At 69.7% G+C, this 12,778-nt stretch carries 13 protein-coding genes; 1 reads left to right on the forward strand and 12 read right to left on the reverse strand.

The window, feature by feature from the left end; genetic code table 11:
- Window positions 1–50 precede the first annotated feature (50 nt).
- Window positions 51–1,331: a solute carrier family 23 protein gene (locus HA630_RS11780; RefSeq protein ID WP_166834929.1), complete on the reverse strand. Its 1,281-nt coding sequence runs from the start codon at window positions 1,329–1,331 to the stop codon at window positions 51–53.
- Between the two features lie 143 nt (window positions 1,332–1,474).
- Between HA630_RS11780 and HA630_RS11785 the strand changes: the two genes are divergently transcribed.
- On the forward strand, window positions 1,475–3,604 hold the full coding sequence (locus tag HA630_RS11785; protein WP_166834931.1) for an acetoacetate--CoA ligase: 2,130 nt from the start codon (window positions 1,475–1,477) through the stop codon (window positions 3,602–3,604).
- 9 nt (window positions 3,605–3,613) lie between these two features.
- Here HA630_RS11785 and HA630_RS11790 read toward each other — a convergent pair whose 3' ends face one another.
- The 11 genes from HA630_RS11790 to HA630_RS11840 form a co-directional block, all read right to left on the reverse strand.
- Entirely contained in the window at window positions 3,614–4,309 is a 696-nt protein-coding gene (locus HA630_RS11790; RefSeq protein WP_166834933.1) for an aspartate/glutamate racemase family protein, read from the reverse strand.
- Window positions 4,310–4,316: 7 nt separating this feature from the next.
- The gene (locus tag HA630_RS11795; protein ID WP_166834935.1) at window positions 4,317–5,027 is read right to left on the reverse strand and encodes a GntR family transcriptional regulator; all 711 of its coding nucleotides are present in this window, start codon (window positions 5,025–5,027) and stop codon (window positions 4,317–4,319) included.
- Window positions 5,024–5,914: an ABC transporter permease gene (locus HA630_RS11800; RefSeq protein ID WP_166834937.1), complete on the reverse strand. Its 891-nt coding sequence runs from the start codon at window positions 5,912–5,914 to the stop codon at window positions 5,024–5,026. The genes HA630_RS11795 and HA630_RS11800 overlap by 4 nt, the downstream gene beginning before the upstream one ends.
- 1 nt (window position 5,915) lies before the next feature.
- Window positions 5,916–6,821, reverse strand: coding sequence for an ABC transporter permease (locus HA630_RS11805; RefSeq protein WP_166834939.1), 906 nt, complete (start codon window positions 6,819–6,821; stop codon window positions 5,916–5,918).
- A 15-nt stretch (window positions 6,822–6,836) separates the two neighbouring features.
- Window positions 6,837–8,108, reverse strand: coding sequence for a PotD/PotF family extracellular solute-binding protein (locus HA630_RS11810; protein WP_166834941.1), 1,272 nt, complete (start codon window positions 8,106–8,108; stop codon window positions 6,837–6,839).
- Between the two features lie 74 nt (window positions 8,109–8,182).
- The gene (locus tag HA630_RS11815; RefSeq protein ID WP_166834943.1) at window positions 8,183–9,217 is read right to left on the reverse strand and encodes an ABC transporter ATP-binding protein; all 1,035 of its coding nucleotides are present in this window, start codon (window positions 9,215–9,217) and stop codon (window positions 8,183–8,185) included.
- Between the two features lie 149 nt (window positions 9,218–9,366).
- On the reverse strand, window positions 9,367–10,263 hold the full coding sequence (locus HA630_RS11820) for a DMT family transporter (RefSeq protein WP_166834945.1): 897 nt from the start codon (window positions 10,261–10,263) through the stop codon (window positions 9,367–9,369).
- Window positions 10,260–10,745, reverse strand: a complete 486-nt coding sequence (locus HA630_RS11825; protein ID WP_166834947.1) for a flavin reductase family protein — start codon at window positions 10,743–10,745, stop codon at window positions 10,260–10,262. Before HA630_RS11825 ends, HA630_RS11820 begins: the two co-directional genes overlap by 4 nt.
- A gap of 20 nt (window positions 10,746–10,765) precedes the next feature.
- On the reverse strand, window positions 10,766–11,767 hold the full coding sequence (locus HA630_RS11830; protein ID WP_166834949.1) for a sensor domain-containing diguanylate cyclase: 1,002 nt from the start codon (window positions 11,765–11,767) through the stop codon (window positions 10,766–10,768).
- Entirely contained in the window at window positions 11,764–12,378 is a 615-nt protein-coding gene (locus tag HA630_RS11835) for a chemotaxis protein CheC (RefSeq protein WP_166834951.1), read from the reverse strand. The genes HA630_RS11830 and HA630_RS11835 overlap by 4 nt, the downstream gene beginning before the upstream one ends.
- Window positions 12,375–12,778: response regulator transcription factor (locus tag HA630_RS11840; protein ID WP_371809245.1), on the reverse strand; the 404-nt coding region annotated here is incomplete at its 5' end. The genes HA630_RS11835 and HA630_RS11840, both read right to left, overlap by 4 nt.

Here is a 12,778-nt window from a genome sequence, read left to right on the forward strand (position 1 = left end):
CGCGGCCGGCCCACGGCCTGTCAGCCGCGGCCGGACGGACGGCACGGGCCTCAGCGCCGGCGGGCGAGCAGCGCGTGCAGCACAATGGCGCCGAAGGTGGCGGTCCCGATGCCGCCCAGCGCAAAGTCGCCGAACTTCAGGGTGTAGTCACCCGTGCCCAGCACCAGGGTGATGGCGGCCACCAGCAGGTTTTTGTTGTCGGAAAAGTCCACCTTGTTGTCCACCCAGATCTTGGCGCCGGCGATGGCGATCAGGCCGAACACCACGATGGACACGCCGCCCATGACCGCCAGCGGAATGGCCTGGATGACGGCGCCGAACTTGGGGCTGAAGCCCAGCACGATGGCCATGCAGCCCGCCACCAGGAAGATGGCGGTGGAGTAGATCTTGGTCGCGGCCATGACGCCGATGTTCTCGGCGTAGGTGGTCACGCCGGTGCCGCCCGCGCTGCCGGCCACCATGGTGGCCAGGCCGTCGCCCATGAAGGCGCGGCCCATGTACACGTCCAGGTTCTGGCCGGTCATGGCCGTCACCGCCTTGATGTGGCCCAGATTTTCCGCCACCAGGATGATGGCGACCGGGGCGATCAGCAGCATGGCGTGGCCGCTGAACACCGGCGCGCTGAAGCTGGGCAGGCCGATCCAGGCCGCGTTGGCGATGCCGCTCAGGTCCAGCGGCTGGCCCAGGCCCAGGCCGTTGGTCAGCACCGCATAGACCACACTGGCCACGATCAGGCCCATCAGGATCAGCAGGCGCTGCACCATGCCGCGGGTGAACACCGCCACCAGCGCCACGCTCACAAAGGTCACGCCCTGCATCCAGGCGTCGAAGCCGGTGGGCGCCATGTTCTTGATCGGGATGTGCGCCAGGTTCAGGCCGATCACCGCCACCACCGAGCCGGTGACCACCGGCGGCATGAAGCGCTCGATCCAGCCGGTGCCCACCGCCTGCACGATGGCCCCGATGACGAAGTACAGCGCCCCGCAGGCGATGATGCCGCCCAGCGCCACCCCGATGTTCGCATTGGGCCCCGGCCCGGCGTAGCCGCTGGCCGCGATCACCACCCCAATGAAGGCGAAGCTGGAGCCCAGGTAGCTGGGCACCTTGCCGCCGGTGACCAGGAAGAACAACAGCGTGCCCAGGCCGCTCATCAAAATGGCGACGTTGGCGTCAAACCCCATGAGGATGGGCGCCAGCACCGTGGCGCCGAACATGGCGATGAGGTGCTGCACGCCCATGACGGCGGTTTGCGGCCAGGGCAGGCGCTCGCCCGGCCCAATGACGCCGCCGGCCTGCAGCGCCGCGTCGGATTTTTCTGTCCAGTGGAACATGGGGTTTTCCCCTCCTCGGTGGTTGATGGGTGGCGAGATTCTGCCCGTTTGCACCAGCCTGGGGCAAGTTTCGCGTCAGCCTTGACGCCAAGGCGATAGTGAACGCCCCCGCCGTGCGAATAATGGGGCCACCGGAGACACCCATGACCGCCCCAGCACACGCCCCCTACATTCCCCAGATCCGCCTGTACCAGGACTGGCTGCGCGAGCAGCGCGGCCTCGCCTTTGCCGACTACGACGCGCTGTGGCGCTGGTCCACCACCGACCTGCCCGGCTTCTGGCAAAGCATCTGGGACTATTTCCAGATGCAGTCGCCCACGCCGCACACCGCGGTGCTGGAGGGCGGGCCCATGCCGCACTTCCGCTGGTTCCCCGGGGCACACACCAACTACGCGCACCAGGTGCTGCGCCACGCCGCGCCGGCCCACGCCGCCGGGCAGCCCGCCATCGTCAGCGAGGACGAGCGCGGCCGCGTGCGCACCCTGAGCTGGCCCGAACTGCGCCGGCAGATCGCCTCGCTGGCGCTGGCGCTGCAAGACATGGGGGTGCAGCGCGGCGACCGCGTGGCCGCCTACCTGCCCAACGTGCCCGAAACGGCGGTGGCCTTCCTGGCCTGCGCCAGCATCGGCGCCGTCTGGAGCGTGTGCGCGCCCGACATGGGCACCGCCGCCGTGCTCGACCGCTTCCAGCAGATCGAGCCCACCGTGCTGATCGCCGCCGACGGCGTGCACTACGGCGGCAAGCCGCTGGACCGTTCCGCCACGGTGGGCGAATTGCGCACGGGCCTGCCCAGCGTGCGGCAGCTGGTGGTGCTGCGCACGCCTTACGCCGCCGAACGCGTGGCCGGCGCCGCCGACTTCGAGGCACTGACCGCCCGCGACAACGCCGCCACCGCCGCCTTCGAACCCGACTGGCTGCCTTTCGAGCACCCGCTGTGGGTGGTGTATTCCAGCGGCACCACCGGCCTGCCCAAACCCATCGTGCATGGGCACGGCGGCATCCTCATGACCATGCTGGCGGCCAAGATCCTGCACAACGACATCGGCCCCAGCTACGCCCCCAACAGCTTCGGCGAGCGCTTCCACTGGTACAGCTCCACCGGCTGGGTGATGTGGAACGCCCAGGTGGCCGGCCTGGCCGGCGGCACCACCATCGTCCTGTACGACGGCAACCCCGGCGGCAGCAAGGACCACCCCGACTGGCACGTGCTGTGGCGCTTCGCGGCGCGGCACCGGGTCACCTTCTTCGGCGCCGGCGCTGCCTACTACGCCAACTGCATGAAAGCCGGCGTGGACCTGCCGGCCCTGCAGGCCGAAGGCTTCGACCTGCGCCGCATCCGCGCCCTGGGCGTGACCGGCTCACCGCTGGCCGAAGACGTGCAACGCTGGGGCAGCGCCCAGTTCGACGCGCTGGGCACCACCATGGTGGGCCCCGCCGGGCCGTCCCAAGGGGCGAAGGCCCCCTCGGGGGGCAGCGAACCCCGTGGGCGTGGGGGCCCGATCTGGTGGTGCAACATCTCCGGCGGCACCGACTTCTGCGGCGCCTTCATCGGCGGCCACCGCGAACTGCCCCAGGTGCCGGGCCAGATGCAGTGCCGCCAGTTGGGCTGCGCGGTCGAGGCCTGGAGCGAAGACGGCCGCCCCCTCATCGGAGAGGTGGGCGAGCTGGTCTGCACCCAACCGATTCCGTCGATGCCGCTGTACTTCTGGAACGACGAGGGCAAACAACGCTACCTGTCGAGCTACTTCGACATGTACCCCGGCGTCTGGCGCCACGGCGACTGGCTCAAGATCGGGGCCGACGGCGGCTGCGTCATCTTCGGCCGCTCCGACGCGACCATCAACCGCCACGGCCTGCGCATGGGCACCAGCGAGATCTACGCCGCCGTCGAAGCCCTGCCCGAGGTGATGGACAGCCTGGTGGTGGACCTGGAATACCTGGGCCGCGACAGCTACATGCCGCTGTTCGTGGTGCTGCGCCCCGGCGTGGACTGGAACGACGCGGTGCGCGAGCGCATCGCCGGCGCCATCCGCAACGCGCTGTCGCCGCGCTTTGTGCCCGACGAGATCGTGCCGGTGGCCGAAATTCCGCGCACGCTCAGCGGCAAGAAGCAGGAGCTGCCGATCAAGAAGCTGCTGCTGGGCCAACCGCTGGACAAGGTGGTGAACCGCGACGCCATGGCCAACCCGGGCTGCCTGGGCTGGTACGTGGCCTTTGCCCAGCAGCACCTGGCGCACGCGGCGGCCCATCCCGCGGCACACCCCGCGGCCTGAACGCGCGGCTCAGGCCGGCGGCCACCAGGTCGGCCGCCCCAGGCCCGCGGAAGCCGGGGCGCGCCAGACCCAGCGCGCCGCGGCGGCCACGCTGTCGATCAGCGGCACCGGCACCCGCGGCTGCATGACTTCGGCCAGGCCCGCCAGCCCGGCCCCGCCGACGACGATGGCGTCCACCCGGTGGCGGTCCAGCACCCGGGCGCAGGCCGCCACCAGCAGGTCCTGCGCGGCCTGCGGGTCGGCGCGCAACTCGGCCCCGCTCAGGGCCACGGTCTCGATGGCCGCCACCCGGTCGCCCCCGGCCAGGGCCGGCAACAGACGCTGCAACATCGGCCGCCAGGCGTGCCCGCCGGTGACGATGCCGACCCGCCCGTGGACCGCGGCTTCGGCCACCGCCGCCTCGGCCAGCCCGGTCACCGGGCAGGCGGCGCGTTCGCGCAGGGCCAGCAGGCCCGGGTCGCCGAAGCAGGCGATCACGATGCCTGCGGGCGCCGGCCCGGCGGCGCTGGCGCGTTGCCACGCGTCCAGCGTGGCGTGGGCGGCCACGGCGTAGCTGGTTTCACAGGCGATGTAGGGCGCCCCGAAGCGGGCGGTCACGGCCTGCACCCGCACCCCCAGCGGGCCGGCCGCGACCAGGTGCTCGGCCACCGTGTCGGTGATGGCCGCGGTGGTGTTGGGGTTGATGAGCAGCAGCGTGCGCGTCATGACCGGCTCACAGGCCCAGCAACTCGGCCAGCTCGCCGCTGGGCGGCGCGTCGGTGGGAAACACCAGGCTGGCTTCGATGCGCTGCAGGTGCTCGCGCATCAGCCGCGTGGCCTCGGGCGCGATGCGCAGGCGGATGGCCTGCAGCAGGGCGCGGTGCTCGTCGCAACCGCAGGCCGCGGCGTGCTGACGAGGCGCCCCGCCGCTCGGCCCATAGGCCATGAGGATGAGCGAGGTGCGCGACACCAGCTCGCGCAAAATGCGCCCCAGCGTGGCCTGCCCCGACACCGCGGCGATGCGCAGGTGGAACTCGCCCGACAGGCGGATGGCGCGCTGCAGATCGCCCTGGGCACGGGCCGCCTCTTCGGCCTCGATCAGGCCGCGCAAACCGGCGATGTCGCCGTCGCTGGCGCGCACCAGAAACCGCTCCACCAGCGTGGGTTCGATCAGGCAACGCGCCTCGAACACCTCCTGCGCCTCCTGCGGCGTGGGCTCGGCGATCACGGCGCCGCGGTTCGGGATCAGCGTCACCAGGCGCTCGCTGGCCAGGCGCGCCAGCACCGGCCGGATGCGGGTGCGCGACACCCCGAACGCCGCCGCCAGCTTGTCTTCCACCAGCCGGGTGCCCGGCGGCAGGCGGTGGTCCAGCACCGCCGAGACGATGCGCTCGTGCATCTCGGCATCGGACAGGGCCACGGGCGCGCTGTCGACGTCGCTCATCGGGCGGCCCCCTTCTGGCGCTGGCGCAAGGCCCAGGTCGCCGCCATGGCCAGCCCCATGACCGCGAACGACACCACCGTGGTCAGCGTGCCCAGCGCGTAAATGGCCGGCGTGGTGACGGTGGTGGTCAGGCCCTGCAGTTCCAGCGGCAGCGTGTTGACGTCGCCAATGGCCTGCGAGGTGCGGGCGATTTCGTCCCAGCTGAGGGTGAAGCCAAACATGCCGACGCCGATGGCCGAGGGCGCGATCAGCGGCAGCACCACGTGGCGGAAGGTCTGCCAGGGCGTGGCGCCCAGGTCGCGCGCGGCCTCCTCGTAGGCCGGGTTGAAGCGGTTGAACACCGCGAACATGATGAGCAGGCCGAAGGGCAGCGTCCACGTCAGGTGCGCGCCCAGGGCCGAGGTGAACAGGCCCAGGCTGGTGTTGAAGGATTCCAGGTATTCGGTCATCTCCCAGTGCTCGAACACGCTGCGCAGGGCCGTATCGATGAGACGGAACTGCAGGCCGATGCCCAGCGACACCACGATGGACGGCATGATCAGGCTGGCCACGGTGACGTAGAACAGCGCGTTGCCGCCGCGCAGCCGCTTGCGGAAGGCCAGCGCCGCCAGCAGCGACAGCCCCACCGTCAGCACCATCACCGTCACGCCCAGCGCCAGCGAACGCTTGAAGGCCGCCCCAATGTCCACCACGCCCAGGCCCTCGGCCAGCTGGCGGTACCAGTGCAGCGACACGCCGCGCATCGGGAAGGTCAGGCCGCCCTCGGGGCCCTGGAAGCTCAGGGCAAAGATGGTCAGCATCGGGCCGTACAGGAACAGCACGAACAGGCCAAACACGGCGGCCAGCGGCCAGAAGCCGGGCGCACGGGGTTCGCGGAAACGGGCCATGTCACAGCTCCTTGCGGATGTCGACCACGCGGGTCAGGCCCCAGACGATCATCAGCACCGTCAGCAGCAGCACCACCGCGTTGGCCGCGGCCAGCGGGAACTGCAGGTACGAGGTCTGCACCTGGATCATCTTGCCGATGGAGGCGATCTGCTGCCCGCCCATCACGCCCACGGTGACGAAGTCGCCCATGACGATGGTGACGATGAAGATGGAGCCGATCAGGATGCCGGTGCGCGACAGCGGCACCACCACGTGCCACAGCGTCTGCCAAGGGCTGGCGCCGGCGTCCTTGGCGGCCTCCAGCAGCGAGCGGTCGATGCGCATCATGGAGTTGAAGATGGGCACGATCATGAACATGGTGTAGAGGTGGACAAAGGCCAGCAGCACCGAGAAGTTGGAAAACAGCAGCCAGTCCAGCGGGCCGTCGGTCAGGTGCAGGCCTTGCAGGCCCTGGTTCACCAGGCCGTTGCGGCCCAGCAGGGGCACCCACGAGATCATGCGGATGACGTTGGACGTCCAGAACGGCACGGTGCAGAGCACGAACAACAGGGTCTGCATGTCGGGCGAGCGCACGTGGAAGGCCAGGAAATAGGCCAGCGCGAAGCCCAGCACCAGGGTCACGGCCCAGGTCAGCAGGGTGAACTGCAGGGTGGACAGGTAGGTGGAGAGGGTGACGCAGAAGTCGCCGTGCTCGGTCAGGCGGCTGCAGCCCTCCCACATCGACACGTAGTTGCGCCAGGTGAAGGCGGGCAGCAGCTCGTAGTCGTTGAAGTCCCAGAAGCTGACCATGACGACCAGCCCCAGGGGGACGAGAAAGAACACCAGGAACACCGCCGAAAACGGCAGCGCCTGCCACCAGGGGTGCAGCCCGGTGTGGGCGCGTGGGGGTTTCGCGGCGGTGCTCATGCGGGCCTCAGACCGTCAGGCGGCGACGAACTCGTTCCACTTGCGCACCATGTACTCGTTCTCGTCCATGATGGCGTTCCAGCAGGCGATGCCGCCCATGCGCTGTTCGTAGCTGCCGCCGTCGCGCACCGCGCCCTTCTTGGCCAGCACGTCGCCGTTGGGGCTCTTGATGTCCTGGGTGGCGGCTTTGCCTTCCATCCAGTAGGCCCATTCGTAGGCCTCCATCTTGGCCTTGGCGGTGTCGAGCACGGCGCTGTAGTAGCCCTGGCGGTTCAGGTAGGCGCCGGCCCAGCCGTCGAGGAACCAGTTGATGAACTCGTAGGCCGCGTCCTGCTTCTTGCCCGACAGGGTCTTGGGCAGGCCAAAGCCGGCGGCCCAGGCGCGGTAGCCCTCTTTCAGCGGCTGGAAGGTGCAGTCGATGCCCTTGGTGCGCACCGCCGTCACGGCCGGGCTCCACATGGACTGGATCACCACCTCGCCCGAGGCCATCAGGTTCACGCTCTCGTTGAAGTCCTTCCACAACGAGCGGAACTGGCCGGCCTTCTTGGCTTCGATCAGTGTCTTGATGGTGAGGTCGATCTCCTTCTTGGTCATGTTGCCCTTGTCGGGGTACTTGTACAGGCCCATGGCCTCCACCACCATGGCCGCGTCCATGATGCCGATCGACGGGATGTTCAGGATCGCCGCCTTGCCCTTGAACTCGGGGTTCAGCAGTTCGGCCCACGAGGAGATGGGGCGCTTGATCAGGTCGGGGCGGATGCCCAGGGTGTCGGCGTTGTAGACGGTGGGGATCAGCGTCATGAACTGGGTCGGCGCGCTGGCGAACTTCTTGGCGCTGGGCGATTCGAGGTACATCACCTTCTTCGGCGCGGTGCCCTGGTCGCCCACCTTCTTGCCGGCGACTGCGCCCTGGGTGAACAGGGGGGTGATCTTGTCGGCGTGCTTGATGCGCTTGCTGTCGATGCCCAGCAGGTTGCCGCTGGGGATGATCTTTTTCAGCGAGAAGTACTCGGTGTCGATCAGGTCGAAGCTGTTGGGCGCGGTGATGGCGCGCTTGGTGACCTCGTCGGTGGTCACGGCCACGTACTGGATCTTGATGCCGGTGTCGGCCTCGAATTTTTCGGCGATGGCCTTGTCCTGGTTCACCGCGGTGCCGAGGTAGCGCAGCGTCACCTTTTCCTGCGCATGGATGGCCGGGAACATGCCGCTGGCCAAAATGGCGGCGGCGCCCTTGAGCAGTTGGCGGCGCTGGGGTTCGGCGCTCGGGGTGTCAACGGTGTTCGACATGGACAAAACTCCTGGTGGGATGAAAAAACCTGAAGCCGTCAGGCGGCGGTGGGGGAAAACGCTTGAACAACGCTTCAATGCGCGGCCAGGCGGTGCGCCTGTTCCGGCCGCCACGACACCCAGACCGGCTGGCCCGGTTGCACCGGCTGGCGCTGGAACTCGGCCTCGGACAGGCTGACCTGGATGCTGCGGGCCGCCCCGGTGCCTGCCCCGGCCTCGATGCCGAGCAGCACGTAGGTGCCCTGGTACTCGATGTCGCACACCTGGCCGTGGGCGTGCGGCTGGCCCGCGGTGGCATCGGCGCTCAGGTGCAACGCCAGCCGGTCGGCGCGCACGGCCACGCGGCCACCGGTGGCGGCGTCGTCGAACACGTTGTGCCCGCCCATGAAGCTGGCCACGAATTCGGTCGCCGGGGCGTTGAACACCTCGCGCGGGCTGGCCGCCTGTTCGATGCGGCCGTGGTTCATCACCACCATCTGGTCGGCCAGGGCCATGGCCTCTTCCTGCGAATGGGTGACGTGGACGAAGGTCAGCCCCAGTTCGCGCTGCCAGCTGCGCAGCTCGGCGCGCATCTGCACCCGCAGGAAGGGGTCCAGCGCCGACAGCGGCTCGTCCAGCAACAGCACCTGCGGCCGGGTGATGAGGGCGCGCGCCAGCGCCACGCGCTGCTGCTGCCCGCCCGACAGTTCACCCGGCTTGCGCTGCGCCAGGTGGCCCATGGCGACGCGCTCCAGCAGGTCCTGCGCCTGGGCGCGGCGCTCGGCCGTGCCCACGCCGCGCATCTTCAGGCTGAAGGCCACGTTGTCCAGCGCGCTCAGGTGCGGGAACAGGGCGTAGCTCTGGAACATCATGGCGGTGCCGCGCTCGGCCGCCGGCAGGTCGGTGATGTTGCGCCCGGCCAGCAACACGTCGCCGCTGCTGACGGTTTCGTGCCCGGCGATCATGCGCAGGGTGGAGCTTTTGCCGCAGCCCGACGGCCCCAGCAAGCAACAGTAGCTGCCGGCCGGAATGCGCAGGTCGATGCCATCGACCGCCACGGCGGCGTGGTCGTAGCGCTTGGTCAGCGCGATCAGTTCCAGCGAGGAAGAAGCGGGGGCGGTGGGGCTCATGCCCAGGGTGATGCAACCCCCGTGCCAGGTTTGTATGCAATCGAATCCACAGATTGCATACAAAATTCAGCGCAACGGTGCACAGTTTTGGGCGCGCTGCGCGGCCCTGGTGCGTTGCGCGCACCCGCCTGGGTGGCCGGTCGCGGGCCTCAGCCCTTGCGGCTGACCAGCACGATGCCCACCGCCACGCCCAGCAAGGCCAGCACCAGCTGCACGGTCAGGGGCTCGCCCAGCAGGCCGACCCCGAACAGCAGCGCGAACACCGGTGTGAGAAACACGAAGGTGGACATCTGCGTGGCCGGGTAGTGGCGCAGCAGCCACATCCAGGTCAGGTAGCTGGCGAAGGCGCCCACCGCGGTCTGCAGCGCGATGGAGCCCCAGGCCAGACCGGAATAGTCGAAACGCCAGGGTTCGCCCAGCGCCAGCGACAGCAGCGGCGCCACCGCCGCCGTCACCGCCACCTGGTAGAACAGGGTTTTTTCGGCGCTGGCCTGGGCCAGCCGGCTGGTGCGGATGACCAGCGTGGTCAGGCCCCACATCGCGCCCGCGGCCAGGGCGATGGCGTCGCCCATGAGCTGGGTGCGGGTGGAGTGGGCAAAGCCCTCGCTGAAGGCCACCGCCACCGACACAAACGCCAGCAGCAGGCCCACCCACTGCACCGCGCGCAGCCGTTCGCTGGGCACGAAGCGCGGCAGCAGCAGCGCCACCACAAACGGCGAGGTGTAGAGGAACACGGTCAGCCGCGAGGCGGTGGTGTACTGCAGCCCGAGGTAGATGCCGGCAAATTCGCCGGCGAACAGCAGCCCGGCCAGCAGGCCGGCGGCCAGGGTGCCGTCGCGCGCGAACAGCGGCACCCGGCGCCAGGCGCACCAGATCCCCAGCAGCGCGGTGGCGCCGGCAAAGCGCAGGCTGGCCTGCCACAGCGGCGGCACCTCGGCCACGGTGGTCTTGATCAGGATCTGCTGGAAGCCCCAGAAGGCGCAGCACACCAGCAGCAGGCCCACGGCCAGCCGGTCCAGGTGGGGCTTGCGCGCGGCGGGGCTCACAGCGGGTGTTCGGTGTAGAACTGGCCGCCGTGGTAGAGCAGCGGTGGCGTGTCGGTGCGGTGGCTGCAGCGCTCCACCTCGCCGACGAAGATGATGTGGTCACCCTCTTCGTAGCGGCTGCGGTTGAGGCACTCGAACACCGCCACCGCGCCGTCGAGCAGCGGCACGCCGGCGGCGCCCTCGGTGTAGGGCACGCCGTCCCAGCGGTCCACGCCCTTGCTGGCGAAGCGCAGCGCCAGCTCGCGCTGCTGCGCGCCCAGCACGTTGATGGCGTAGTGGGTGCCGGCCTGGAACGCCGGCATCGACGCCGACTGGCGCGACAGGCTCCACAGCACCAGCGGCGGGGCCAGCGAGACGGAGTTGAAGGAATTGGCGGTCAGGCCGACCAGGGCGCCGTCGGGCGAACGGGCGGTGACGATGGTCACCCCCGTGGCGAAACGGCCCAGGGCGGCGCGGAAACTCGCGGTCGTGGGAATCTGCATCCCCGCGATTGTGCCGGCTCTCAACGACCCGTGCTGGCGGGCAGCAACACCTCGACCCGGTCGCGGCCCAGGCGCTTGGCCTGGTACAGCGCGCGGTCGGCCAGCATCAGCAGGGTGTCGGCGCCCATGCCGGGCACCGGCACCTCCGACGCCACGCCGGCGCTCACCGTGACCACCCCGTGCGGGCTGACCACGTGCGGCAGCCCTTCGGCGCGCACCGCGTCCACCACCTGCTGGGCCAGGCGCAGGGCGCCGCCCAGGTCGGTGTCGGGCAGGATCATGCCGATTTCCTCGCCACCGTAGCGGCAGACCACGTCGCGCGGGCGCTGGCCCATGGACTCGATCAGGCCGGCCACGGTTTTCAGGCAGGCGTCGCCACGCTGGTGGCCGTAGCTGTCGTTGTACTGTTTGAAGTGGTCGATGTCGAACAGCACCAGGCTCAGCCCCTGGCGTTGGCGCAGGGCGTGGCGCCACTCGCGGTCCAACATGGCGTCGAAATGGCGGCGGTTGCCGATGTCGGTCAGCGCGTCCACGTGGGCCATGGCGTGCATGCGTTCGGCCTGCTGCTTGAGCAGGCGCTCGCGCGCCACCGCCGGGCTCACGTCGGTCACCTGCACCAGCACGTAGCGCTGGCCCACCTCCTGGGCCATGGCGTTGCCCATGGGCACGATCTGGATGGACTGCTTGAGCCGCACCGGCTCGGCCGCCGACAGCGACGGGTGGAACAGCGGCAGCGGCGACAGGTGCAGGGTCTCGGACAGCACCGCCGGAAAGCCGGTGCGCAGGGCCTCGGTCAGGGCACGTGCCAAGTGGCTGCCGGCCAGTTCGGGGAACACCGCCAGCAGCGGCTGGCCCTGCAGTTCGTCGGCGCTGCGGCGGGCGCGCCGCAGCAGCCAGGGGTTGGCAAACACCACCCGCTGCTGCGCGTCCAGCACCAGCAGGCCCGACTGCACGTTGCCCAGCACCCAATCGGCCCAGGGGCCCAGACAGGGGCGCGGGGCCGCGTGGGCGCAAGCCGTCATGCCCCGGCCTCCAGCCGGCGGATGAAGTCGGCCACCTTGGCCTCCAGCCGACCGCTGGACTGCATGTCCAGCAAAAAGGCCAGGTGGCCCACGATGCTGCGGGTGGCGATCTCGAAACGCACCTGCAGGCTCAGCAGCGGCTCGCTGACCGACTCGTTGGCCAGCAGCACGTCGGACAGCACGCCCAGCTCCACCTCGGGCAGGCTGCCGTCGAAAGCGATGCCCAGCGCGTCACCGACGCTGGCCACCACCGAGTTGAGCAGGATGTTGCCGATCTCGGCCAGCGCCTCCTGCTCCATCTCGCCCAGCTGTTCCAGCGGCAGCACGTCGCCGACCATGATCTGCACCAGCTGCAGGCTGTGCTCGGCCGGGAACATCAGCACCGCGTCGGTGACGATTTCGCCGTGGAAGCCTTGTCGCACCGCGCTGATGCGGCGGTCGCCGTCGGCCCCGAGCTGGCGCACCACCTCGGCCTTGGGCAGCAGCTGCACGCGCGGGATGCTCAGTTGCACCGCCTCGCCGGCCAGCTGGCTCAGGGCGTCGGCGGCCTGCCCCACCCCGAGGTTGAACAGCTCGGCCAGGGCGTCCAGCTCCAGTTCATTCAGGGTCATGGCCGCGCCGCGAAGTGCTCAACCACCTGCTGGATGGCCGCCTCGGTCACCGGTTTTTGCACGAACTTCACGCCCATGCCGGCGGCGCGCTCGCGGCTGCTTTCTTGGATGTTGGCCGTCAGCATGGCGATGCGGGCCTCGGGCAGCAGCGCGCGCAGCCGTTCGGCCGCCTCGAAACCGCTGATGCCGGGCATGTTCACGTCCATGGTCACGAAGTCGGGCCGCAGCTGCGGCGCCAGGGCCAGGGCCTCGTCGCCGGTGGTGGCTTCGAACACCTCCCAGTCGGGCCGCAAGCTGGCCACCTTGCCTTTGATGATCATGCGGGAGACGCGGCTGTCGTCCACCACCAACAATCGATTGCCCACGCGCTGCCTTTGTGTCTGTGCCGGTCCCTGCCCGT

The organism is Aquabacterium sp. A08 (assembly GCF_011742065.1).

Excerpts from the sequence above, each read along its gene's own strand:
- HA630_RS11780 (WP_166834929.1), bottom strand. The coding sequence starts at position 1,331 with ATGTTCCACTGGACAGAAAAATCCGACGCGGCGCTGCAGGCCGGCGGC.
- HA630_RS11785 (WP_166834931.1), top strand. The coding sequence starts at position 1,475 with ATGACCGCCCCAGCACACGCCCCCTACATTCCCCAGATCCGCCTGTAC.
- HA630_RS11790 (WP_166834933.1), bottom strand. The coding sequence starts at position 4,309 with ATGACGCGCACGCTGCTGCTCATCAACCCCAACACCACCGCGGCCATC.
- HA630_RS11795 (WP_166834935.1), bottom strand. The coding sequence starts at position 5,027 with ATGAGCGACGTCGACAGCGCGCCCGTGGCCCTGTCCGATGCCGAGATG.
- HA630_RS11800 (WP_166834937.1), bottom strand. The coding sequence starts at position 5,914 with ATGGCCCGTTTCCGCGAACCCCGTGCGCCCGGCTTCTGGCCGCTGGCC.
- HA630_RS11805 (WP_166834939.1), bottom strand. The coding sequence starts at position 6,821 with ATGAGCACCGCCGCGAAACCCCCACGCGCCCACACCGGGCTGCACCCC.
- HA630_RS11810 (WP_166834941.1), bottom strand. The coding sequence starts at position 8,108 with ATGTCGAACACCGTTGACACCCCGAGCGCCGAACCCCAGCGCCGCCAA.
- HA630_RS11815 (WP_166834943.1), bottom strand. The coding sequence starts at position 9,217 with ATGAGCCCCACCGCCCCCGCTTCTTCCTCGCTGGAACTGATCGCGCTG.
- HA630_RS11825 (WP_166834947.1), bottom strand. The coding sequence starts at position 10,745 with ATGCAGATTCCCACGACCGCGAGTTTCCGCGCCGCCCTGGGCCGTTTC.
- HA630_RS11830 (WP_166834949.1), bottom strand. The coding sequence starts at position 11,767 with ATGACGGCTTGCGCCCACGCGGCCCCGCGCCCCTGTCTGGGCCCCTGG.
- HA630_RS11835 (WP_166834951.1), bottom strand. The coding sequence starts at position 12,378 with ATGACCCTGAATGAACTGGAGCTGGACGCCCTGGCCGAGCTGTTCAAC.